This window comes from Streptacidiphilus sp. BW17 (genome assembly GCF_041262485.1).
GTDB lineage: Bacteria > Actinomycetota > Actinomycetes > Streptomycetales > Streptomycetaceae > Streptacidiphilus.
Map to the genome: position 1 here is coordinate 349,479 of NZ_JBGCCR010000004.1, position 21,502 is coordinate 370,980.

Consider the following 21,502-nt stretch of genomic DNA (forward strand, 5'->3'; position numbering starts at 1 on the left):
CGCAGGGTGGGGGTCAGGGTGAGGTCGGCGTGCCGAAGGTCGGACGCCGCAGGTGGTGCCGGGTGGCGGACTCGAAGGCGTGGCCCGCGCGCAGCACCGCCAGGTCGGCGCGGGGCGGACCGACGATCTGCAGGCCGACGGGCAGCCCCTCGGCGGAGAACCCGGCGGGCACGGAGAGCGCGGGCGTGCCGAGGACGCTGATCAGGTAGGCCGAGCGCATCCAGTCCAGATAGGTGTGCTGCGGACGCCCGGCGACGACGGCCGGGTACTCCCACTCCACCGGGAACGGCAGCACCTGACTGACCGGGGCGAGCAGCAGGTCGTAACGCTGGAAGAAGGCGGTCGCCTCCAGGTGCAGCCGGGTACGGTCAGCCGTCGCACGAGCGATGTCGGTGCCGGTCAGGCCCCGGCCATCCTCGATGTTCCAGACCACGCTGGGCTTGAGCGCGTCGCGGTGACGGTCCAGCAGATCGCCGAGAGCGAGGTCGAACTCGTGGGCGCGCAGCGTCCGGAAGACGCCGTGGGCGGCACGCAGGTCCGGGCAGGCGGGTTCGATGCGCACGCCGAGCTCCTCGAAGACCTTCAGCTGCGCCTCGAGGACGGCGAGTACCTCCGGCTCGACGTCGACGGTGCCGCCGAGGTCGGGCGCCCAGGCGATCCGCAGACCGGACACGTCAACCTCCCCCAGCGTTCGGAAAGCCTCCCCCGGCGTCTCCAGGCTGGTCGGACAGCGCGGATCGGGCCCGGCCATGACCGAGAGCAGCAAGGCGACGTCGGCGACGGTTCTCGCTATCGGACCCGGCACGGCGAGCGTCTCCCACACGTGCGCCGACGGGTACGCCGGTACCCGCCCCGGCGTCGGACGGAAGCCGACGACGTTGCAGAAGGACGCGGGGTTGCGCAGCGAGCCGCCCATGTCACTGCCGTCCGCGAGCGGCTGCAGCCCGGCGGCGAGCGCGGCAGCCGCACCGCCGCTGCTGCCGCCCGCGGAGCGGGTGGGGTCGTAGGGGTTGCGGGTGGCGCCGAAGACGGTGTTGAAGGTGTGCGAGCCGGCCGCCAACTCCGGCACGTTCGTCTTGCCGATCCGGATCGCGCCGGCCGCCCCGATCCGCTCCACCAGCAGCTCGTCCTCGTCGGGGACGTGGTCGGCGAAGAGCGGCGAGCCGTGGGTCGTCCGCATCCCGCGGGTGAGGTGGGTGTCCTTGAACGCGATCGGCAACCCGTGCAGCGGACCGACCGGAAGCCCGCGGGCGAGCCGGTCGTCGGCGGCGCGGGCGGCGGTGAGCGCGCCCTCCGGGTCGAGCGTGACGATCGCGTTGATCCGGGGGTTGACCTGGTCGATGCGGTCGAGATGGGCCTGGACCACCTCCCGGCTGGAGAGCTCGCGACGCCGGATCAGGGCGGCGAGTGCGGTCGCGTCGGCGTAGTGGAGGGGCTCGTTCATGGGGTCCTCGGTGCGGCGGGTGACGTGGGTCGCGGTTGTTCCTCGGGTCGCCCATCCTGTGGGCCGAGACGAATCTCGTCAATAGATTGCTCAAAATGACGTTTCTAGTCATTCTTATGAGCGATCCCCTGCTTCTGGCCAAGGGGACCCCCATGCCGCACCACGCCTGGAGCAATCCATGACGCAGAAACCACGCCCGCGGGGCCCGCTCGCCGGACGGCTCGTGCTCGACCTGTCCCGTGCCCTGGCCGGGCCGCACGCTGCGATGATGCTCGGCGACCTCGGCGCCCGCGTGATCAAGATCGAGGCCCCGGGCCGGGGCGACGACACCCGCGGCTGGGGTCCCCCCTTCGTCGGCCCCGAGCACGCCCGGGAGTCGACGTACTTCCTCTCCTGCAACCGCAACAAGGAGTCGGTGACCGCCGACCTCAAGTCCGAGGCCGGGCGGGATCTGATCACCCGTCTGGTACAGCGCGCCGACGTGCTGGTGGAGAACTTCCGGCCCGGCGTGCTGGACCGGCTCGGCTTCCCGGTCGAGCGGCTGCACGAGCTCAACCCGGCCCTGGTGGTGCTCTCGATCAGCGGCTTCGGCCACGACGGACCCGAGGGCGGCCGGGCCGGTTACGACCAGATCGCCCAGGGCGAGGCCGGGTTGATGAGCCTCACCGGAGAGCCGGGTGCGCCCGCCAAGGTCGGCACCCCCATCGCCGACCTGCTGGCCGGGATCTTCGGCGCGACGGCGGTGCTGGCCGCGCTGCTGGAACGCGAGTCCACCGGACGCGGCCGGGTCGTGCGGACCTCACTGCTCTCCTCCCTGGTCGGGATCCACAGCTTCCAGGGCACGCGCTGGACCGTGGCGGGCGAGGTCCCGCGCGCGACCGGCAACCAGCACCCGTCGATCGCGCCCTACGGGCTCTTCCACTGCGCGGACGGCGAGATCCAGCTGGCGGCGGGCAGCGAGTCGCTCTGGCGCGCGGTCGCGCAGGTCACCGGCCTGGACCCGGACGACGACCGGTTCGCCACCAACGCCGATCGGGTGACGCACCGTCAGGAACTCGCCGCGCTGCTGGAGGGCGCCTTCGCGACCGACAGCGCCGCCCACTGGCTCGAACGGCTCGACGCGGCCGGGATACCCGCCGGGCGGGTGCGCAGCATCGACGAGGTCTACCGGTGGGAGCAGACCCGACAGCAGGGACTGGTGATCGACGTCGAGCACAGCACGCTCGGTACGATCAGCCTGCCCGGTACGCCGTGGTCCTTCGACGAGGAGGCCGCCGACACTGCGGTCCACCAGGCGCCGCCCACCCTCGGCGAGCACGACGCCTCCGTCCGCGCCTGGCTCGCGGCCACGGAGGCGACGGAGGTCGCCGCACTCGCGTCGACCCCGGGGAGCTCGAAGTGACGACCGCCCGCACCACGCCCGCGTCGTTGCAGTTCGCGCACCAGCTTCTCGACGAGGGCAGCTGGACGTGCTGGGACACCCCACCACGCGGCAACCCGGTCCACGGCCCCTACGCCGACGACCTCACCCGCGCCCGCGAGCGCAGTGGCGGTGCGGACGAAGCCGTTCTCACCGGCGAGGGCCGCATCCACGGCCGACGGATCGCCGTGATCGTCGGCGAGTTCGGCTTCCTCGCCGGGTCCGTCGGCGTCGCCGCGGCCGACCGGCTCCTGCTCGCCGTCCACCGCGCCACCGCCGAGGGCCTGCCCCTGCTCGCCTGCCCCGCCACCGGCGGCACCCGCATGCAGGAGGGCACCCCCGCCTTCGTCGGCATGGTCCCCATCGTCGCCGCCCTCGCCGCCCACAAGGCCGCAGGGCTCGCCTATCTCGTCCATCTCCGCCACCCGACCACCGGCGGCGTGCTCGCGTCCTGGGGCTCCCTCGGCCACACCACGACCGCAGAGCCGCACGCCCTCGTCGGCTTCCTCGGCCCCCGCGTCTATCAGGCCCTCTACGGCCGCGAGTTCCCGGGCGGCGTCCAGACCGCCGAGAACCTCGACCACCACGGCATCGTCGACGCCGTCCTCACCACCGACCAACTCCGCGCGCGGACCGGGGACATCCTGCGCATCCTCACCCCGGGCGCGGCCGAGACGCGCGCCGACAAGCCCGCCGCCGCACCCGAGGCACACCTCAGTCAACCCACCGACGACGTCTGGCAGTCCGTCACCCTCACCCGGGCCCCCGACCGCCCCGGCCTTGCCGACCTCCTCGCCACCGCCGACTCCCTCGTCCCCCTCCACGGCACCGGCGCGGGCGAACGCGACGACGCCCTCACTCTCGCGCTGGCCCGCTTCGACGCCACCCCCTGCGTCGTCATCGGCCACGACCGCGCGGCGGCCCGCACACAGGGCACCGACATCACCCCCGCCGGACTGCGCACCGCCCGGCGCGGCATGCAGCTCGCCGCAGAGCTCGGCCTGCCCGTGGTCACCGTGATCGACACCGCAGGCGCCCAGCTCGGCCCGGCCCAGGAAGAAGCGGCGCTCGCCGGCGAGATCGCCCGCTGTCTCCAGCAGCTGATCACGCTGCCGGCCCCCACCCTCAGTCTCCTTCTCGGGCAGGGAACCGGAGGCGCGGCCCTCGCCCTGCTCCCGGCCGACCGCGTCCTCGCCACGCAGCACGCCTGGCTCGCACCCCTGCCCCCCGAAGGTGCTTCCGCCATCCTGCACCGCACCACTGACAGAGCCGCCGACCTCGCCCGCGCCCAGCACATCGGTGCCCACGACCTCCTCCGGGCGGGCACCGTCGACCGGATCATCGCCGAGCCCGACACGCCGTCAGCCCTGATCCGCGCCGTCAGCGCCGCCGTGAGCGGCGAACTCGCCGAACTCGCCGCGCTCAGCGCCCGATCAAGCCCGGTTGCCGGCTCGGTGGCCGACCCCGTGCGCCGCGCGGAGCAGCGGGGTCGCCGCAGCGCTGCGCTTGTACGCCTCGACGACCAGGTGTGACTGGATCGCCTCGACGCGGTGGACCCAGGGCGAGGCGGTGAGGAACTCCTGCAGGGCCTGCTTGGACGGCTGCGTGACGTCCACCAGCAGTTGGTGCTCGCCCATCACGGTCGCGCAGTAGCGGACCAGCGGCGACTCGACGAGCATCGCGCCGACCGCCTCGACCTGGTCCGGTCTGGTCCGGATCCACAGCATCGCCTCGACCGGCAGGCCGAGCAGGGCCGGCTCGACGGAGGCCCGCACGCTCACCAGCCCGCGCCGGGTGAAGGTCTCCAGGCGGCGTCGGACCGTGGCCTCGGACATCCCCGTGACAGCCGCCAACTCCTCGTGGGTACGGCGGCCGTCCTCGGCCAGGGCCTGGAGGAGTCGCCACTCGTCCGGGCCGACCTCGACGTCCGGCGGGTCGACGCGGTCCGGGATCTGACTGCCGCCGTCCAGCTCGGCCTCCTCGGCCGGGGTCAGCACGGCGGGACGCCACTCGTGCACGGTCCGGAAGTAGCGCAGCACCGGCGAGACGTGCTGGGAGACCACGCCGGGGAGTGCCGGGATCCGGTCCAGCATCAGGTTGCCGAGCCGGCCGGGCGGGCACTGTACCTCGGCGACGCAGTCGACCGGTCCGGCCAGGGCGTAGCTGAAGATCGTGTCGTCCCAGTCCGCGGTGGCGACGGCGACATCCCGGACCGCTCCCGGGCGGCAGTTCAGCCGCACGATGGCCGTCTCGCCCTGGGTGATCAGCCCGGTCACCACGACCTGGCCGCTGTCGAGCAGCCGCAGTCCGCGCCGGGCGACCGTCCGTTCGCCCTCGCCGAGCACGGCGGCGATCCGCCGCCACGAGGCCCGTCCGTCGACCTGCAGCGCGGCGACGATGCGCCGGTCCAGCGCATCCAGGCCCTCTTCCGTCGCTGTCACCCTCACACACTAACCAGTGGCCGCTCCCCGGTCGCGCCCCCGGCCGTACCCCCGACCGCACCCTGGCCGCGGCCGGACGACGGTGCACCCGTGGACGAACCGTCTAGACTCGCCCGTCAGGGACCGTCAGGGACCGTCAGGGACCGTCAAGCCGGTGAAACGGGGGCACAGTTGAGCGGGATCATCGTGATCGGCGGGGGCATCGCGGGTTCGGCGGCGGCGTTGGCGCTGCACAAAGCCGGGTTCGAGGTGACGGTCCACGAGGCGCACCCGGTGAGCGGCGCGGACATCGGGGCGTTCCTGACCCTGGCGAGCAACGGCATGCGGGCGCTGGCCCAGTTCGACGCGGCCGAGGCGGTCGCCGCCGAGGGTTTCGAGCTGATCTGGATGAACGTGCTGGACGCGGAGGGCGCCGAGCTCGCCTCGGTGCCGCTGGGGGACGTGGAGCACCCGCTGACCCGGTTCCGCTGCCTGCGCCGCGCCGAGCTGGCTGCCGCACTGCAGCGCGAGCTGTCGCGGCGCGGGATCGCGATCCGCCACGGCGCGCGGCTCGTCGGCGTCGACGACACGGACGACGGCGTCACCGCACGGTTCACGGACGGCACGTCGGCGCAAGGCGAGCTGCTGGTCGCCGCGGACGGGCTCCGCTCCGTCGTCCGCTCGTCACTGACGCCCGACACGCAGCCGGACTACGCGGGGCAGGCGGTCTTCTACGGCTACACGACCGAGGCCCGGCCCCGCACGCCGACGGACGGATCACCATGGTCCGGGGCAGCGGCACCGCGTTCGGCTACGCGGTGTCACCCGCCGGGGAGACGTACTGGTTCGCTCGTGTTCCCGGACCGGCGCTGACGGCGGAGGAGATCGGGGGCACGAAGCCCGCCGAGTGGCGCGAGCGCCTGCTGCCTCTGCTGCGCCCGGACCGGACGCCCACCGCCGACATCGTGGCCGCCACCACCGAGAGCCTGATGGCGACCAACGCCATGCACCTCACTCCCGGCCTGCCCTGGCGCGGCCGGCGCACGGTCCTCATCGGCGACGCCGCGCACGCGGCCTCGCCCGCGACCGGCCAGGGCGCGTCGATGGCGCTGGAGGACGCCGTGGTGCTGGCGAAGGCGCTGCGGGACAGTGCCTCAGCCGATGCCGCGCTGGACGCCTACGAGGCGCACCGCAGGCCGCGCGCCGAGCAGAACGTGACGAACAGCGCCCGGCTGACCGCCTCCCGCACCACCGCCGTGTCGCCGGACACCACCCGCCGCCAGGGTCCCTCGACGCGGGTGGACGAGGACGTGCAGCGCACCCTGGACTGGAACACCACGCTCCCGGCGGCCCCGTCCGAGAACTGACGTTCCGTCAACAGCCCGACCGCGGACCGGACGAACAATCGGCGAACCTGACGCCACGCCAGTTCGCCGCCCCGTCATGTCCAATCCATTCAGACCCCCGGGCCGCCGAGCGGCTCCTGGGCAGAACCTCGTGCTCACCGGCATGGTGATGACCCCTCACCATCGGCTCCCCATACGTCCCATACCTTCGTGCCCGATCCTCCTGGTGTTCTGATCCTCTTCTCATGGGCCGTACACAGTCACGGGTTGGCCACCGGTGTCGCCAAGGGTGGTGGCCACTTCCCGTGCACGAGGAGCGAGTTCATGCGGACACGCACGATGGGCAGGCGAGCGGTGGTCCTGACGTCCACTGCGGCGGCGCTCGCGCTGGGCGTCGGGGTGACCTTCGCCGAGGGCGGCTTCGGCACCACCTCGCTGGGCAACAAGAAGGTCGGCCTCCAGGCCGACGGGTCCTACCTGACGCAGACCAACCAGTTCGTCACCCCGGTGGGCGACGTCATCAAGGAGACCGGCCGCCCTTTCGGCCTGGCCCTCAACCCGGACGGCAGGACCGCCGCGGCGCTCAACACCGGCGGCGCGACGACGGGCGTCGTGACGGTCTTCGACCTGGTCCACCACACCGTGCTGCAGCAGGTCGGCAACGGTGACATCTCCGACGGCGGCATCCTCTACTCCCCCGACGGGAAGTACCTCTGGGCCGCGCAGTCGGCCAACCTGTTGCGGTTCAGCGTCGCGGTGGACGGGACCCTCTCCGCGCCCGTCACGGTCGCCCTGCCGGGCGTCTCCGGCCGCCAGGCCGTCCCGGCCGGGCTCGCCTGGGCGCCCGACGGCAGCCTGCTGGTCACCCTCAGCGCGAACAACACGCTCGCCGTGGTCGACCCGGTCACCAACACGGTGGTCAAGCAGATCGCCGTCGGCAACGTGCCCAACACCGTGGTGGTCGTCGGCGGCAAGGCCTACGTGTCCAACCAGGGCGGCCGTCCCGCCAAGCCCGGCGACCGCACCGACGACTCCTACGGCACCCCCGTCGTCACCAACGACGACAACGCCGTCCCGACCTCCGGCACGGTCTCCGAGGTCGACCTCACCGCCGGGAAGCAGGTGCGGACCTTCGACGTCGGTCTGGAGCCGAGCGCGCTGCTGGCCGTCGGCGGCAACGTCCTGGTCGCCAACACGGACGACGACAGCGTTACCACCATCGACACCGCCAAGCAGCGGCTCGGCCGCACCTTCAGCGCCAACCCGGCACCCGGCGCGCCCTACGGCGCTCAGCCCAACGGCCTGGCGATGCTGGACAGTTCGCATCTCGCGGTCAGCCTGGGCCGGGACAACGCGGTCGCCGTCTACTCCTACCAGGGGGCCTACGCGCAGCCGAGCTTCGAGGGCCTGATCCCGACCGGCTCCTTCCCCACCGGTATCGCCAAGGACACGCAGCTGAACCGGCTGGTCGTGGCGAGCGAGCAGGGCGTGGGCTCGGTCGGGCCGAACGGCACCATCAACGAGGGCACCGGCACCAACTCCGCCACGTCCCACCTGGGTTACAACTTCATCGGCACCGTGCAGACCGTTGCCGAGCCGAACGCCCGTCAGATGGCCCAGTACACCGAGCAGGTGTTCAAGAACAACCAGTGGAACGGCCTGCAACAGCGCAACCAGACCGGTAACGGCGCGGCCAAGCCGGTCGCGGTCCCGCTGCGGGTCGGCGACCCGTCGACGATCAAGCACGTCTTCTTCATCGTCAAGGAGAACCGCACCTACGACCAGGTGCTCGGCGACGATCCGCGCGGCAACGGCGACCCGAGCCTGGCGCAGTTCGGCAAGCAGGTCACGCCGAACATCCACTCGATCGTCAGCCAGTTCCCGCTGATCGACAACCTCTACTCCGACGGCACCAACTCCGCCGAGGGCCACCACTGGCTGGACCAGGCGTTCGTCAACAACTACCTGCAGCAGATGTACGGGAACTACGCCCGCTCCTACCAGACCGGCGACCCGCTCAGCGACGTGAAGTCCGGCTGGATCTGGGACAACGCCCAGAGCCACGGCAAGTCGGTGGTCAACTGGGGCGAGCAGATCGGCAGTTACGTCGACGCGCAGGGCAACGGGACACAGGCCGGCAGCTGGACCAAGTGGCTCCACGACGCCGAGGTGATGCAGGGCCAGGCGTCGGGTCCGCTCAACTACCCGCTGGGCAGCTACACCGCGAAGACGGACATCCCCTCGCTGGCGAAGATCACCAAGCCGGACTTCCCCAACTTCGACCTCAACATCCCCGACCAGTACCGGGCCGACCTGTTCCAGAGCGACTTCGCCCAGTACGTCAAGAGCGGCAACCTGCCCGCGCTCAACATGATGTGGCTGATGAACGACCACACCGAGGGCACCAACCCGGGCGGGATCACGCCGCAGGCGCACGTCGCCGACAACGACCTGGCACTCGGCCGGATCGTCGACACCATCTCGCACAGCCCGTACTGGAAGGACTCCGCGATCTTCGTGATCGAGGACGACTCGCAGAACGGCGTCGACCACGTCGACGGTCACCGCAACATCGCCATGGTCATCAGCCCGTACGCGAAGCGCGGCGCGGTGGTCGACTCGTACTACAGCCAGCTGAACTTCATGCGGACCATCGAGCAGATCCTCGGCCTGCCGCCGATGAACCAGGAGGACCTGGCCGCGGAGCCGATGTACGACGTCTTCACCGACGAGCCGGACTTCACGCCGTACAGCTTCGTGCCGAACAACATCCCGCTGACGCAGACCAACCCGCAGCCCGCACAGGCACCCAACGCGGCGGCGAAGGCGTGGGCGCAGTGGTCGGCCAAGCAGGACTACGCGCACGAGGACATGATCAACATGCAGCAGGAGAACCGGGACATCTGGTACGCCTCCAACGGCTTCGCCAAGGCCTATCCGGGTGACTCCACGGTGCTGCTGCCGAACCAGGTCCCGGGCGCCGACATCGCGCCGACCGGCGACAGCGACGGCTGACCACACCGGAGCAAGTGCCCGAGGGCCGACCCACGCTGCCTGGTGGGTCGGCCCTCGGAGTTCTCAGAACTGACGTGTCACCAGCTGTCGTTCAGGGTCCCGCTGCCCGAACCACCCGTCGTGAAGGAGTGGTTGTTGCCCGGCTCCCACGTGATCGAGCCGTCGGGATTCTTGATGATGTACTTGTACTGGACGGAGGTGTTGGCGGGCAGGCTGACCGTGCCGCTCCACACCGGGTAGCCCGACGAGGAGAGCGGGATCGCCTGCGAGGTGTCCCAGCTGCCCAGCGCCGGGATCGAGCCGACCAGGAAGACGTTCTGGCCGTACGTCGTGGTCTCGTTGACGTTGAAGCTCTCACCGACCGTACCGGAGGCGGCCGTCGGCAGGTAGAGCGCGACCGCGTCGTCCGCCGGGACCGTGACGGTGGCGGTCCCGTTGGCGGCGACCGCGACGGTCGAGCCCGTGCACGCGCCGGTCGAGGGCGTCAGGTCGCCGTGGACGACGTCGCAGTAGTTGCCCGCCGGAAGGCCGGTGGCGACGGTGATGGTCTTGGCCGCCGACTCGTTGTTGATCGCGATCCAGCCGCGGTCGCCCCGGCTGAAGGCGATCAGGTTGGTGCCGTCGTCGTACCAGTTGGCGACCGGCTGCCCGGCGACCGCGTTGTGCCAGCCGACCATGTTGGCGACGCCCTGGTTGCGGTCGGTGCAGAACCAGCCGTTGGAGCAGTCGGTGTCCGTGACGTAGCCGTTGGCGTCGGCGGGCGGCGAGTCGTCGCTGTTGGTCCAGTCGAAGCTGGCGTAGACCTGCGGGACGTCGTAGCCCCAGGCCAGTTCGAAGAGGTTGGCCAGGATGTAGCTCGCACCGGACTTGTAGTTGAGCGTGCTGCCGTTGCGCTCGGTGTCGTGGTTGGTCACCATCGAGGTCGACGCGCTCGGCGGCTCAAGGCCCCAACTCTGGCCGAACGTCTTGAGGTTGGCTATGTCGCCGGTGAACTGCGTCTTGAGGTCCTGGGCGTAGGTGAACTCGATGACGCTGCCGTTGGACTCGAAGGCGGCCGGCTGCAGCGAGCTGTTGGTGCTGCCCGGGATCACCTCCTGGTAGACGTAAGGGCGCTGGCTGGTCCAGGTGGTGTTGTTCACCTGGGCCAGGATCGCGGCCATGTCGGCCTGGTTGATGTGCTTGGCGGCGTCCATCCGGAAGCCGTCCACGCCGTCGGCGACCAGGCTGTTGAGGTACCCCGCCTCGGTCTGCCGGACGTGGGTTGTCTCGGTGGCCAGGTCCTCCAGGTTGGACAGGTCGCACTCCTGGACCTGGGTCTGGTTGTTCCAGTCCTGGATCGACAGGTCCGAGTTGGGGCAGTTGCCCGGGTAGGCGTGGAAGTCCGCGGAGGTGTAGCCGGGCTGGGAGTAGCTCTCCGTCGACGAGTTGAAGGTGTCGCCGCCGTAGGAGTCGGTGCTGGTGTTGTTGTTCCCGGCCATGTGGTTGAGCACGGCGTCCGCGTAGACCTTGACGCCCGCGTTGTGGCAGGTGGTCACCATGGCAGCGAACTGCGCGGCGTCGCCCATCCGGCTGTTGAGGTCGTAGCCGATCGGCTGGTAGACCTCCCACCACGGGTGGGTGCCGGAGAGCCGGATCGAGTCCTGGGGCGGGGCGACCTCGACCGCGCCGTAGCCCTTCGGGCCGAGCTCAGTGGTGCACTCGTTGGCGACGGAGTTCCAGTTCCACTCGAAGAGGTTCGCGATGACGTCGCCGCCGTCGGGCCCGGTCGCCGCCCGCGCGGGCTCCGCCTGCGTGGTCAGCGGCACCACCGCGGCGGCGGCGACCAGCACGCCGACGGCGATCCAGCGGGCCGTGCTCCGGGCGGCGTGCCCGTTCGCCTTCCCGTTTGCGTGCTTCGACGTGCTGCCGGGCGTGGGGGTGCTGCGTCCGGTGTGAATGCGCTTCCTCATGGGCCCTCTCTCCAGAGCCAGGGGGGTGGGGGCGCGACTCTGGGCCGTGGCGGGCCGCCTGCCGCGTACCAGACCCTCTCGCGGCCCTGATGACCCCGTCAATAACTCTGTGCAAACAATTTCGGCAACTTTCTGCAAGTAGATGCGATCACCGACGGCCCACGAAACGCGTCGGGCCACCCCGGCATGCGGGGTGGCCCGACGGTTGAGAGCTACTGACGTTGGATCAGAGCGTGGCGCACTGCCCGAGCTTGAGACCCTTGACGTCGTTCGGCCCGGTGGAGGTGCCGAACTGCGGTGCGGGCGTGTTGTGGTAGCAGCCGAGGTCGCCGTTCACGGTGTTGGAACCCACCGCGTTGCTGTTCGGCACGAGCGTCCGGTCGTCCTGGATCAGGATGTTGGTGCCGACGTGGTTACGACTGGTGGCCATGTAGCACGAGCGCAGGTGGCTGCTGGTGATGTACCCGTGGACGGTGTTGTCCTCGAAGTCGTCGTAGGCCGGGGTGGGAGTGTTGCCCTGCGCCAGCGTGGTGAAGATCGCCAGACCGGGCTGCGGGTCGCAGTTGACGCCCGCTCCGTCGCCGATCGTGGTGACGTCACCCTTGACGGTGTCGGAGTGCAGGATCACCGCGAGCGCGTGGTCACTGTTGATGTTGCCGCCGACGACGTCGTCGGTCGTGGTGTCGCAGTTGGCGTGCGGGGAACAGCCGAGTCCCAGCGCCGCGCCGCGGCCCACCTGGATGTTGCCCTTGACGTGGACGGTGGCGCCGGTGATCGCGTCGAGCACGGAGTGCGGCGTGACGTAGAGCTGGGTCTCCACGGTGACCTTGCCACTCGGGATGGAGCAGGTGCCGTCGACCACCAGCTCGTAGTAGTAGCCGGGGGAGATGTCGCCGCCATGGCAGACCACCGTGGTGGCACCGTTCGGGACGGCGTGGTTCGGGACGGCGTGGGCGGTGGGCGCGCTGGTGAGAGCAAGCGCCGACAGGGCGGTCAGGGCCACCGGGACGGACCGGAGCACGGAACGGAACAACGTACGATCTCCTCGACTCTGCCCCCCATCTGACGTTCTGGCAGGAGTCACGCTATGCGCACCGCATCCGCCCCGCCACGCAGCGGGACCGAGCAGGTGACGCCCCGTCGGCGGGTACGTCACCTGCTCGGTCGCCCCGATGTCGCCGCTGACCGCTCAGCTGAGGTTGAAGTTGTCCGCGAAGACGTTGCCTTCTCCGTACCAGCCGTGGACGAAGACGGTGACCGTCCCGCTGCTCCCGGTGGTGAACGGCACCGTCAGCTGGTTCCAGCCGGAGTTGCTGGACCAGGTCGACGCGGTCGCCCCGCCGCTGACGCCGACGTAGGCGTAGCTGCCCTGCACCCAACCACTCAGCGTGTAGCTGGTGTTGGGCTGCAGGGTCACCGTCTGGTCGCACTCGCCGGTGGCGGAGGACGTCGGGGTGACCTGGAGGGCGTAACTCCCGGAGTGGACCGGGCTGGTGACCACGCCACTGCCGGACTGGCAGGTCCACGGGCTCAGAGCGCCCGACTCGAAGCCCGCGTTGACCAGCGATCCCCCGCCGGTCCCGCCGCCACCACCGCCGCTGCCCGTCACCGTCAGGTTGTAGATCGCGCTGTGACTGCCGCTGGACGCGGTCCCGGTGACCGTGATCGGGTACGTGCCCGCCGCGACCGAGGACCCGACCGTGGCCGTCAGCGCCGCGCTGCCGCCGGAGGTGACCGAGCTCGGGCTGAACGACACGCTGACACCGGAGGGCGCACCGCTCGCGGTCAGGCCGACCGACTCCGCGCTGCCCGCGGTGACCGCCGTGCTGACGGTCGCCGTGCCGCTGCTGCCGTCCGCGACCGACGCGGACGAGGGCGAGAGCGCCAACGAGAAGTCGCTGCTGGTCCCCCCACCGCCACCGCCACCGCCGCCCGAGGTGCCCTCATAGGGCACGAACGCGTCCGTGAAGGCCAGCGGGTTCTGGCTGATCTCACTGCACGTCGGCAGCGAGTTGGCGCTGCCGCTGCACGCCTGGTCCCGGTCCACCGACCAGTAGGCCAGCCGGCCCACGCCGTTCTGCGCGGCGAAGTTCTCCACCGTCTGCGCGTCGGCGAGCGTGAAGGTGGAGCCGTCGTCGTTCTTGCCGATCATGGGCGTGATGCCGAGGTTGGCATAGGTGTAGGACGAGTCGACCGCCTTCATCTGCGCCAGCGTCGCCTGCGCGGCGGAAACGGCCGCCTGGCCCATCTCCTCGCCGGTGCCCGCGTAGTAGTCCATGGCCATGATGTTGACCACGTCGATCTTGATGCCCACGTTCTTGGCGGCCTGCAGGATGTTGACGCCGTCCTGGGTCAGGCCGGTGGGCAGGACCGGCAGGGTCATCGAGAACTGCAGGTTGGGGTTGGTCGCCTTGAGGTCCTTCATCGCCTGCATCTGCCGCGCGGCGGAGGCGGTGTCGGCGACGGCGGCGCCCTCGACGTCGAAGTCGAGCTGGTTGACGCCGTAGTCGTTGATGATCGCCTGGTAGCCGGCGTCGATGCTGCTCTGTGTCGTACAGGTCCAGGCGAGCGGCTCACCGCTGGCGCCGCCGGAGGAGATGATCACCGACGCGCCCTCGGACTTGGCCTTGGCGATCTCGGGGTCGGTGTAGGAGTCGGCGCCGATCGGGAGCGTGTCGCCCCAGATCTGGTTGCACCCTTCACCGAGCACGAAGGCCGCGGTGTAGGCCTTCAACCCGTGCCCGGTGATGGCCGTGTCGAGCATGCCTTCCTGACCGTTCGACATGTCGACATAGGGAGCGACCGAGTACACGCTCGTCGCCGCGGTACTGGCCGTAGGCGCGAAGGCCCCGACCATCCCTGCGACGGCGAGCGCCAGCGCGCCTGCCGAGGCGGTGAATCTTGCCAAGTGCATGACACAAGTCCCTTCGGGGGTGCCCGACGCGACGGCGCCGACGGTGTGGGGCGTCGGCGCCGCTGGACTCGGCGTGCGTCGGGAACGGAGGTGTGGGGTGTGAAGGAGTTGCCACGCAGGCCTGGCGTGAGCACTACCAAACAACCTCCGTGAGGCTGCGTCAATAGGACTAGACCAAATTGCCTTGGCTGCAACAGGACTAGTCCACTCGCCCGCTCGGGGCTACTCGCCCGGCTTCTGCGCCAGGTGCTGCTTCGCGTCCTCGTAGCCCGCCGCGCCGGGAGCCTCGGACGGACCGTAGACGAGGTTGAGCACGCCGGTGCTGAAGGCCGCGGAGGAGAGCAGTCGCAGCGGGATCGGCTCCTCGCTCTCACCGAACAGCCGTATGCCCTTGCCCAGCGCGATCGGGTGCACCAGCAGGTGCAGCTCGTCCAGCAGGCCCGCCGCCAGCAACTGCCGCACCACGGAGACCGAACCGCTCAGCCCGATGTCCCCGCCGGGCTCGGCCTTCAGCGCGGTCACGGTGGCGACCAGGTCGCCTTCGAGCTGCTCAGAGTTGCGCCAGGTGAACGTCAGCCGCTGCTTCGAGACCACGATCTTCCGCATGTCCCCCAACGCCTTGGCGAACCCGGCGTCCTCCCCACCTGCCTGCTCCCGCGCCGGCCACGCCCCGGCGAAGCTGTCGTACGTCCTGCGCCCGAAGAGGACGGTGTCCGCCCCCGCCAGCTGGGTCCCGACGGCCGCGCCCATCTCGTCGTTGTAGTAGGGGAAGTGCCACTCGTTCGGAGCCTCCACGACGCCGTCGAGCGAGATGAACAGACCTGCCGTGATCTTCCGCATCGGTAGCCTCCGTGGGAGCGGTTCGTCTGCCGCGGACTCTACCGAAATGTCCGTTCCTCGCCGCAGCTTTGCCGCCCTCCGACGACACCCGGTTTTGCGCGACCGCAAGCACAGCGCTGTCAGCGGTGTCACCGCTGTCACCTGAACCGTGCCTAGGAGGCGAACGCGTCGACCGTCGCCGCGAACTGTCCCGCGTCCTGGAACAGGAAGGCGTGCCCGGCATCCGGGTACAGCAGGACATGGGCGCAGCGCAGGCTGTCGGCCAGGATCGCGGCGTTGGCCGCCGGGTCCAGGGCGTCCGAGGCGCCGTCAGCGACGAGGACCGGCACGTGTATCCGCCCCAGCTCCTGGCCCTCGCGGTCCGCGCCGGCCATCCACTGCTGGACAGCGGCGGTCTGCTCGGCCTTCACCGCGTCGGAGACGCCGTAGAAGCCCGGGTACCGGCCGATCTCCTCGGCGTAGGCACGCGCGGCCGCGAGCTGGTCGGGCGGGAAGAGGACGGACAGCACGACCGCAGGGTTCGGGCTGTCGAGCGCCGCCGCAGCGGCGGGCGGGATCGGCAGGGACTGCCCCGTCCCGGCCTGGGTGGAGGCCAGCCCCAGCCGCCCGACCTGGCCCGGGTGCCGCACCGCCAGCGCCTGTGCCAGCATCCCGCCCAGCGACCACCCGAGCACGGTGGGCTGGCGCAGCCGCAGGGCGGAGACCAACGCGCTGGTCTGCTCGGCCATCGCGGGCACGGTCAACGGACCGGGCAGCGCGCTGGTCTCCCCCACGCCCGCATTGTCGAAGACGACCACGGTGTGGTGCGCGGCCAGCGCGTCCACGAACGCGGGCGCCCAGGCATCCATCGAGCCGCCGTGCCCCATCACCAGCAGGATCGGGCTCCCCGCGCCGACCTCGCGGTAGGCGACGTCGCCCTCCTTCGTGTGCGCGATCAAGGTCGGCGCGCCCACGATCCCGCTCGCGGGCGCTGCCGGCGCTGCCGGTGCAACCGGTGCTGCTGCGGCAACCCCCGTGCCGCACAGAGCCGTCACCACCACCGTCGCCGCCGCGACCGCAGCCCCGACCCGTGCGCGCATGCTGCCGTTGTGCTGCATCCGGCTCCCCCCTTCGCTCCCCCACCGACGACCGTCAGTCGGGAGCGTAGCCACGAGCCGCCCGGAGCGCCTCAGGGTTTTGCCCGGGTCGTCCCCTGATCCACCGCACGCAGCACCCCTAAGGGCTCCGGGAACCGTCACACCCCCTTGGGACAACTGCCGCGCCAGACGGCAGTGCAGAACGTGGGAGGCATCAGTTTCATCAGGTCGAGGCCGGCCCACGAGGTGCCCACCCAGCCGTCGCGGAAGCCGTTCGTGACCATCTGGCACCCGGTCATGCCCTGGAGCAGCTCGACCTCGTGGCTGCCGTCAGTGAAGATCTCCAGCGCCGCCGACCCGGTGTCGTCGGGGCACTCGTAGGTCCCTCCCGACGGTGTCGGAAGCGCGTTGAGGGCACTGCGGAAGCCACTGATCGTCGCCTGGTCCGTGATCACCCGCGACGTCACGCGGATCCTCCGCACCCCGTTCGACGACAGGTTCGCATACCCGCAGAGCAACAGCCGGTTCGCCGCCAGGGGCTCGAGAACGTCACGCGTCCCGGTCACGTCGGTCGCCTGGTCCTGCGGCTCCTGCGGCTCCTGCGACGGGCAGTGCCCAGTCCGGACCGCTGTGAGGGCCGCCGCGACCGCCGTCGGGTCCTGCGTCTGCGAGTGCGCGTCCGCGCTGAACCAGCCGGTCGCATCGAGCGCCCACAGCACGGCCACCAGCGCCACCGCGACCGCCAGCGCCTCGGGCCACAGCTTCAGCCGACGTCTGCCGCCAGGTCTTCGCGCCACCCTCTGCCTCCTCGCGTCGTGCCCGTAGGACGAAGCGGGAGGGGCATCAGTTCCTGACGCTGTATCAGGCTCCTTGCCAGGCCCTGCGTCAGGCGCTGCGTCAGGCTCCCCGCAGCGCCCGCAGACCGGCGAACTCCCGTATCCGCAGCGCTTTGCCGAGCACGACGAACGCCAGCGCCATCGCCGCACCGCCGGCCACCAACCCCAGCAGCACCGACCCCTGGAGCACGTGCGCCGCGCTCCACCCGACCGCACCGGCCGCGCCCGCCGCCGCGACGAGCTTGCCGTAGGTGCGCACCAGGCGCCTCCCGTCGAGGCGGCGGTCCAGCCGACGCCGCAGCCGGACGGCCGTGACCACCATGCCGAACAGGTACGACACCGCATACGCGGCGGCCATGCCGGTGACCGCCCAGCGCGGCGGCAGCCACAGGTGGCAGGCGGTCGCCAGGACGATGTCGGCGACGGAGATCCACAGCGCCATCCAGAACGGCGTGCGGGTGTCGTCGAAGGCGTAGAAGCCGCGCAGCAGCAAGTACTGGGCGGAGAACGGGATCAGGCCGAGCGCGAAGGCGCGCAGCATCTCGCCCAGTGGGGCCGCGGTGCCCTCCGTACTGCTGCCGTGGGCGAACATGACGACCGCGATCTCCGGCCCGAAGACCAGGAAGAAGAAGGCCGCCGGCACCCCCCGCGCCCCACCGCGCGTCTTCACCTGCGTCGCATCAAGATCACGCATGCGGCACACCCTAGTACCGGAACGACAACGACAGCCCCGGAACGACGACAACCGCGCGCCCTCCGGTACGGGAAACCGGAGGGCGCGCGGAAGGGTGTCACCGGGCCGCGTCGACGAGCGACAGCCGAGCACGACCCGGAGATCAGGACATCAGGCCGGTCAAATCCCCAGGCCTGCAAGCAAACTCAGACCTGCCCGGCCTTCTCCAGTGCGGCGCAGCAGGTGTTGACCATCAGACGGGTCACCACGTACGGGTCGACGTTGGCGTTCGGGCGGCGGTCCTCGATGTAGCCCTTCTTGTCCACCTCGACCTGCCACGGGATGCGCACCGACGCGCCGCGGTCGGAGACGCCGTAGGTGTAGACGTTCCACGGGGCCGTCTCGTGCTTGCCGGTGAGGCGCTGCTCGACACCCGAGCCGTACTGGGTGACGTGCTCCATCACGATGTCCTGGCTGGCGCCGAGCGCCTCGCAGGCGGTGATGATGGCGTCGTAGCCCTCACGCATGGCCTTGGTGGAGAAGTTGGTGTGCGCGCCCGCGCCGTTCCAGTCGCCCTTGGCCGGCTTGGCGTCCAGGGAGACGACGACGCCGTAGTCCTCGGCGATGCGGTGCAGCAGCCAACGGGCGACCCACATGTGGTCGGAGACCACGAGCGGGCTCAGCGGGCCGATCTGGAACTCCCACTGACCCGGCATGACCTCGGCGTTGATGCCGCAGATGCCCAGGCCCGCCTCGATGCACGCGTCCAGGTGCTTCTCGACGATCTCGCGGCCGACGGCCTTGCCCGCGCCGACGCCGCAGTAGTACGGGCCCTGCGGGGCCGGGAAGCCGCCCTCGGGGAAGCCCAGCGGGCGGCCGTCCTCGGTCAGGAAGGTGTACTCCTGCTCGATGCCGAAGATCGACTCCTGCGCGGCGAACTGCTCGTCAACGGCCGAGAGGCGGGCGCGGTGGTTGGTCTCGTGCGGGGTGCCGTCGGTGTTCCACACCTCGCACAGGACCAGCACGTTGTCGCCGCCACGGATCGGGTCCGGGCAGGAGAAGACCGGCTTGAGCACGCGGTCGGAGGCGTGACCCTCGGCCTGGTTGGTGCTGGAACCGTCGAAGCCCCAGACCGAGAGCTCGGCGCCGTCGGCCAGAACCTTGGTCTTCGAGCGCAGTTCGGCGGTCGGCTCGGTGCCGTCGATCCAGATGTACTCGGCCTTGTAAGTCACGGGCGCTGACCTCGCAGGTGAACGTGCACGGGTGGGGAAACGATGCTGTGGCGCTCGGCGTCGCTCCTCTGCGCTGGGGAGTTACGGCCTTGGCTGTTGGACCAGGAGCCTCACAGCACGCAATTTCCCACTCGTTGCCCGTTTGTGAACTGCATGTTAACCAGGCCAGGAGTGGTGCAGTTCACACCCTCCGCAGTACACAGCGCGCCAACCCCGCAGGTCACACGCGCGTGAACACCAACGACACGTTGTGGCCGCCGAAGCCGTAGGAGTTGGCCAGCCCCGCCTGCCACTCGCCGTGCCGCACCCCGCCCGCGACCAGGTCGAGCTTGATCTCGGGGTCCGGGTGGTCGAGGTTCCGGATCGCCGGGAGCCGGCCCTCGCGGAGCGCCAACGCGGTGACCATCGCGCCGAGCGCCCCGGACGCGCCCAGCAGGTGACCGGTCATCGACTTGGTCGCGGTCACCACCGGGTGGCGGCCCAGCACGTCCGCGATGACCTGCGCCTCGACCGCGTCCCCGGCCGGGGTGGAGGTGGCGTGGGCGTGTACGAACCCGATGTCCTGCGGCGCGACCCCGGACTCGGTCAGCGCCTGCCGGATCGCCCGCGACTGCCCGTCGGCGTCGGAGGCGGTGATGTGGTCGGCACTGGAGGTGATTCCGGCGCCCGCGACCCGCGCGTACGCCCGCGCACCGCGCGCCCTGGCGCGGTCCGCGCGCTCCAGCACCAGCAGCGCGGCGCCCTCGCCGAGCACGAAACCGTCGCGCTCGGTGTCGAACGGCCGTGAGGCCAGGGCGGGTTCGTCGTTCCGCTTGGACAGGGCGGTCATCTGCGCGAAGCCCGCCATCGGCAGCGCCGCGACGCACGCCTCCGTCCCTCCGGCGACCACGACGTCCGCGCGGCCGAGGCGGATCAGGTCCAGGGCCATGGCGATCGCCTCCGCGCCCGAGCTGCAGGCGCTCACCGGCGTCCGCGCGCCCCCGCGTGCGCCGAGGTCCATGCTGACCCACGCCGCCGGGCCGTTGGCCATCAGCATCGGCACCACGTACGGGGACACCTTGCGGGCCCCGTACTGCTCCAGCACGTCGTCCTGCGCGAGGAGCGATCCGGCCCCACCGGTCCCGGTCCCGATCACCACGGCCAGCCGCTCACCGTCGACCTCCGGCCGCCCCGCGTCCGCCCAGGCCTCCCGCGCGCCCACCAGCGCGAGTTGCTCGCAGCGGTCGAGCTTGCGCGCCTCGACACGCGGCAGCACCTCGGCCGGGTCGACGGCCAGCTGCGCGGCGATCCGCACCGGCAGGTCCTTCGCCCACTCCTGCTCCAGCGCGCTCGCGCCCGACTCGCCCGCGAGCATCGCGGCCCACGTCGACGCCGCGTCCCCGCCGAGCGGTGTGCTGGCACCCATGCCGGTGACGACGACCTCGATGTCGGCGTGGGCCTGGGCCTTGTCAACGCTGTGCTGTCCCATCGGCGCTCTCCCCTTGTGTTCGTAGGCTGCCTTTTCGTAAGAAAGGCACGAGAGGGCGAGTTCGGTGGGCGGCCCGCCCTCTGGCGTTGATGCCCAGCCTGGCACGATCACCGGACCGGACCGGGGCACGGCAATGCCGCGAGTCTGCCTACGAATCTTTGTGGGGTATTGACAACCTGGGTAGCGACAGCCCGGGCAGCGACAGCCCGGGGTAGCGACAGTCGCGCTACCGGACGACCGGCACGTCGACGCGGGTCGTCCCGGTCCGCTCCGCCAGCGCCTCGCCGCCGGTGGCCTCGGCCAGCCAGGCGTCGAAGCTCAACACCGACTCCTCCGGCACCCCGACCTCGATCACCACGCCGACGGCGTCGTACGCGACGTCACGCACCCCGTACCCGGCCGACCGCAGGTCGTTCTCCAGCCGCCCGGCGCGGACGTGGTCGGTGGTCACCTCGATCAGGGCGACCGGCCGTCGCTCGACCGCGCCGACCTCGTCCAGCGCGGCCGACACGGCGCCGCCGTAGGCGCGGACCAGGCCGCCCGCGCCGAGCAGGACGCCGCCGAAGTACCGGGTCACCACGGCGACGGTGTCGGTCAGCCCGCGCCGGCGCAGCACCTCCAGCATCGGCGCGCCCGCCGTCCCGGCCGGTTCGGCGTCGTCGTTGGACCGCTCCCGGCGCGGGTCGTCGCCGACCACGAAGGCGGTGCAGTTGTGCCGGGCGTCCCAGTACTCCTTGCGGATCCGGGCGATGAACGCCTGCGCCGCGGCCTCGTCCTCGGCCCGGGCGAGATGGCAGATGAAGCGGGACTTCTTCACCTCGATCTCGTGGACCCCCGGCCCGGCCACGGTCAGGTACACCACGGACGGG

General features: G+C 71.0%; 17 protein-coding genes. 5 read left to right on the forward strand and 12 right to left on the reverse strand.

From position 1 onward, the window contains the following. Window positions 1-13: 13 nt before the first annotated feature. Window positions 14-1,444 (reverse strand): amidase, encoded by a 1,431-nt coding sequence (locus ABH940_RS07445; RefSeq protein WP_370104844.1) that lies wholly within the window; start codon window positions 1,442-1,444, stop codon window positions 14-16. Window positions 1,445-1,622: 178 nt separating this feature from the next. Between ABH940_RS07445 and ABH940_RS07450 the strand changes: the two genes are divergently transcribed. After that, on the forward strand, window positions 1,623-2,846 hold the full coding sequence (locus ABH940_RS07450) for a CaiB/BaiF CoA transferase family protein (protein WP_370104846.1): 1,224 nt from the start codon (window positions 1,623-1,625) through the stop codon (window positions 2,844-2,846). Beyond that, window positions 2,843-4,396, forward strand: a complete 1,554-nt coding sequence (locus ABH940_RS07455) for a carboxyl transferase domain-containing protein (RefSeq protein WP_370069075.1) — start codon at window positions 2,843-2,845, stop codon at window positions 4,394-4,396. The genes ABH940_RS07450 and ABH940_RS07455 overlap by 4 nt, the downstream gene beginning before the upstream one ends. Here ABH940_RS07455 and ABH940_RS07460 read toward each other — a convergent pair. Continuing rightward, window positions 4,298-5,305 carry an Lrp/AsnC family transcriptional regulator gene (locus ABH940_RS07460; RefSeq protein ID WP_370069073.1) on the reverse strand — a complete coding sequence of 336 codons (1,008 nt, stop codon included), beginning with the start codon at window positions 5,303-5,305 and terminating at the stop codon, window positions 4,298-4,300. The genes ABH940_RS07455 and ABH940_RS07460 overlap by 99 nt on opposite strands. A 171-nt stretch (window positions 5,306-5,476) precedes the next feature. Between ABH940_RS07460 and ABH940_RS07465 the strand changes: the two genes are divergently transcribed. The 3 genes from ABH940_RS07465 to ABH940_RS07475 all read left to right on the forward strand — a co-directional run bounded on the left by ABH940_RS07465 (window position 5,477) and on the right by ABH940_RS07475 (window position 9,645). Further along, on the forward strand, window positions 5,477-6,157 hold the full coding sequence (locus ABH940_RS07465) for an FAD-dependent oxidoreductase (RefSeq protein ID WP_370104848.1): 681 nt from the start codon (window positions 5,477-5,479) through the stop codon (window positions 6,155-6,157). Continuing rightward, on the forward strand, window positions 6,067-6,651 hold the full coding sequence (locus tag ABH940_RS07470; RefSeq protein WP_370104850.1) for an FAD-dependent oxidoreductase: 585 nt from the start codon (window positions 6,067-6,069) through the stop codon (window positions 6,649-6,651). Before ABH940_RS07465 ends, ABH940_RS07470 begins: the two co-directional genes overlap by 91 nt. 303 nt (window positions 6,652-6,954) lie before the next feature. Then, window positions 6,955-9,645, forward strand: coding sequence for a bifunctional YncE family protein/alkaline phosphatase family protein (locus tag ABH940_RS07475; RefSeq protein WP_370069069.1), 2,691 nt, complete (start codon window positions 6,955-6,957; stop codon window positions 9,643-9,645). Window positions 9,646-9,722: 77 nt separating this feature from the next. Here the strand turns inward: ABH940_RS07475 and ABH940_RS07480 are convergent, their stop codons facing one another. The 10 genes from ABH940_RS07480 to ABH940_RS07525 form a co-directional block, all read right to left on the reverse strand. Further along, window positions 9,723-11,594 (reverse strand): carbohydrate-binding module family 20 domain-containing protein, encoded by a 1,872-nt coding sequence (locus ABH940_RS07480; RefSeq protein WP_370069067.1) that lies wholly within the window; start codon window positions 11,592-11,594, stop codon window positions 9,723-9,725. A gap of 226 nt (window positions 11,595-11,820) precedes the next feature. After that, entirely contained in the window at window positions 11,821-12,627 is an 807-nt protein-coding gene (locus ABH940_RS07485; protein ID WP_370069065.1) for a hypothetical protein, read from the reverse strand. Window positions 12,628-12,783: 156 nt separating this feature from the next. After that, a complete protein-coding gene (locus ABH940_RS07490; RefSeq protein ID WP_370104852.1) occupies window positions 12,784-14,508 on the reverse strand; it encodes a carbohydrate binding domain-containing protein in 1,725 nt (574 codons plus the stop codon). A 222-nt stretch (window positions 14,509-14,730) separates the two neighbouring features. Then, a complete protein-coding gene (locus ABH940_RS07495) occupies window positions 14,731-15,348 on the reverse strand; it encodes a dihydrofolate reductase family protein (protein ID WP_370104854.1) in 618 nt (205 codons plus the stop codon). Window positions 15,349-15,500: 152 nt separating this feature from the next. Beyond that, window positions 15,501-16,445 (reverse strand): alpha/beta fold hydrolase, encoded by a 945-nt coding sequence (locus ABH940_RS07500; RefSeq protein WP_370104856.1) that lies wholly within the window; start codon window positions 16,443-16,445, stop codon window positions 15,501-15,503. Between the two features lie 137 nt (window positions 16,446-16,582). After that, on the reverse strand, window positions 16,583-17,221 hold the full coding sequence (locus ABH940_RS07505) for a hypothetical protein (protein WP_370104858.1): 639 nt from the start codon (window positions 17,219-17,221) through the stop codon (window positions 16,583-16,585). 100 nt (window positions 17,222-17,321) lie between these two features. Further along, window positions 17,322-17,954 (reverse strand): lipid II flippase MurJ, encoded by a 633-nt coding sequence (locus ABH940_RS07510; RefSeq protein WP_370104859.1) that lies wholly within the window; start codon window positions 17,952-17,954, stop codon window positions 17,322-17,324. Between the two features lie 185 nt (window positions 17,955-18,139). Continuing rightward, complete coding sequence (gene glnII / locus ABH940_RS07515) at window positions 18,140-19,165, reverse strand: glutamine synthetase GlnII (protein ID WP_370104861.1); 1,026 nt, start codon at window positions 19,163-19,165, stop codon at window positions 18,140-18,142. Window positions 19,166-19,385: 220 nt separating this feature from the next. Then, window positions 19,386-20,633 (reverse strand): beta-ketoacyl synthase, encoded by a 1,248-nt coding sequence (locus ABH940_RS07520; RefSeq protein ID WP_370104863.1) that lies wholly within the window; start codon window positions 20,631-20,633, stop codon window positions 19,386-19,388. A 226-nt stretch (window positions 20,634-20,859) separates the two neighbouring features. Further along, window positions 20,860-21,495 (reverse strand): YigZ family protein, encoded by a 636-nt coding sequence (locus ABH940_RS07525; protein ID WP_370069049.1) that lies wholly within the window; start codon window positions 21,493-21,495, stop codon window positions 20,860-20,862. Window positions 21,496-21,502: the final 7 nt, after the last annotated feature.

Coding starts and splice junctions, on each gene's coding strand:
- ABH940_RS07495 (WP_370104854.1), bottom strand. CDS start 15,348: ATGCGGAAGATCACGGCAGGTCTGTTCATCTCGCTCGACGGCGTCGTG.
- ABH940_RS07450 (WP_370104846.1), top strand. CDS start 1,623: ATGACGCAGAAACCACGCCCGCGGGGCCCGCTCGCCGGACGGCTCGTG.
- ABH940_RS07490 (WP_370104852.1), bottom strand. CDS start 14,508: ATGCACTTGGCAAGATTCACCGCCTCGGCAGGCGCGCTGGCGCTCGCC.
- ABH940_RS07500 (WP_370104856.1), bottom strand. CDS start 16,445: ATGCAGCACAACGGCAGCATGCGCGCACGGGTCGGGGCTGCGGTCGCG.
- ABH940_RS07510 (WP_370104859.1), bottom strand. CDS start 17,954: ATGCGTGATCTTGATGCGACGCAGGTGAAGACGCGCGGTGGGGCGCGG.
- ABH940_RS07445 (WP_370104844.1), bottom strand. CDS start 1,444: ATGAACGAGCCCCTCCACTACGCCGACGCGACCGCACTCGCCGCCCTG.
- ABH940_RS07475 (WP_370069069.1), top strand. CDS start 6,955: ATGCGGACACGCACGATGGGCAGGCGAGCGGTGGTCCTGACGTCCACT.
- ABH940_RS07470 (WP_370104850.1), top strand. CDS start 6,067: ATGGTCCGGGGCAGCGGCACCGCGTTCGGCTACGCGGTGTCACCCGCC.
- ABH940_RS07480 (WP_370069067.1), bottom strand. CDS start 11,594: ATGAGGAAGCGCATTCACACCGGACGCAGCACCCCCACGCCCGGCAGC.
- ABH940_RS07520 (WP_370104863.1), bottom strand. CDS start 20,633: ATGGGACAGCACAGCGTTGACAAGGCCCAGGCCCACGCCGACATCGAG.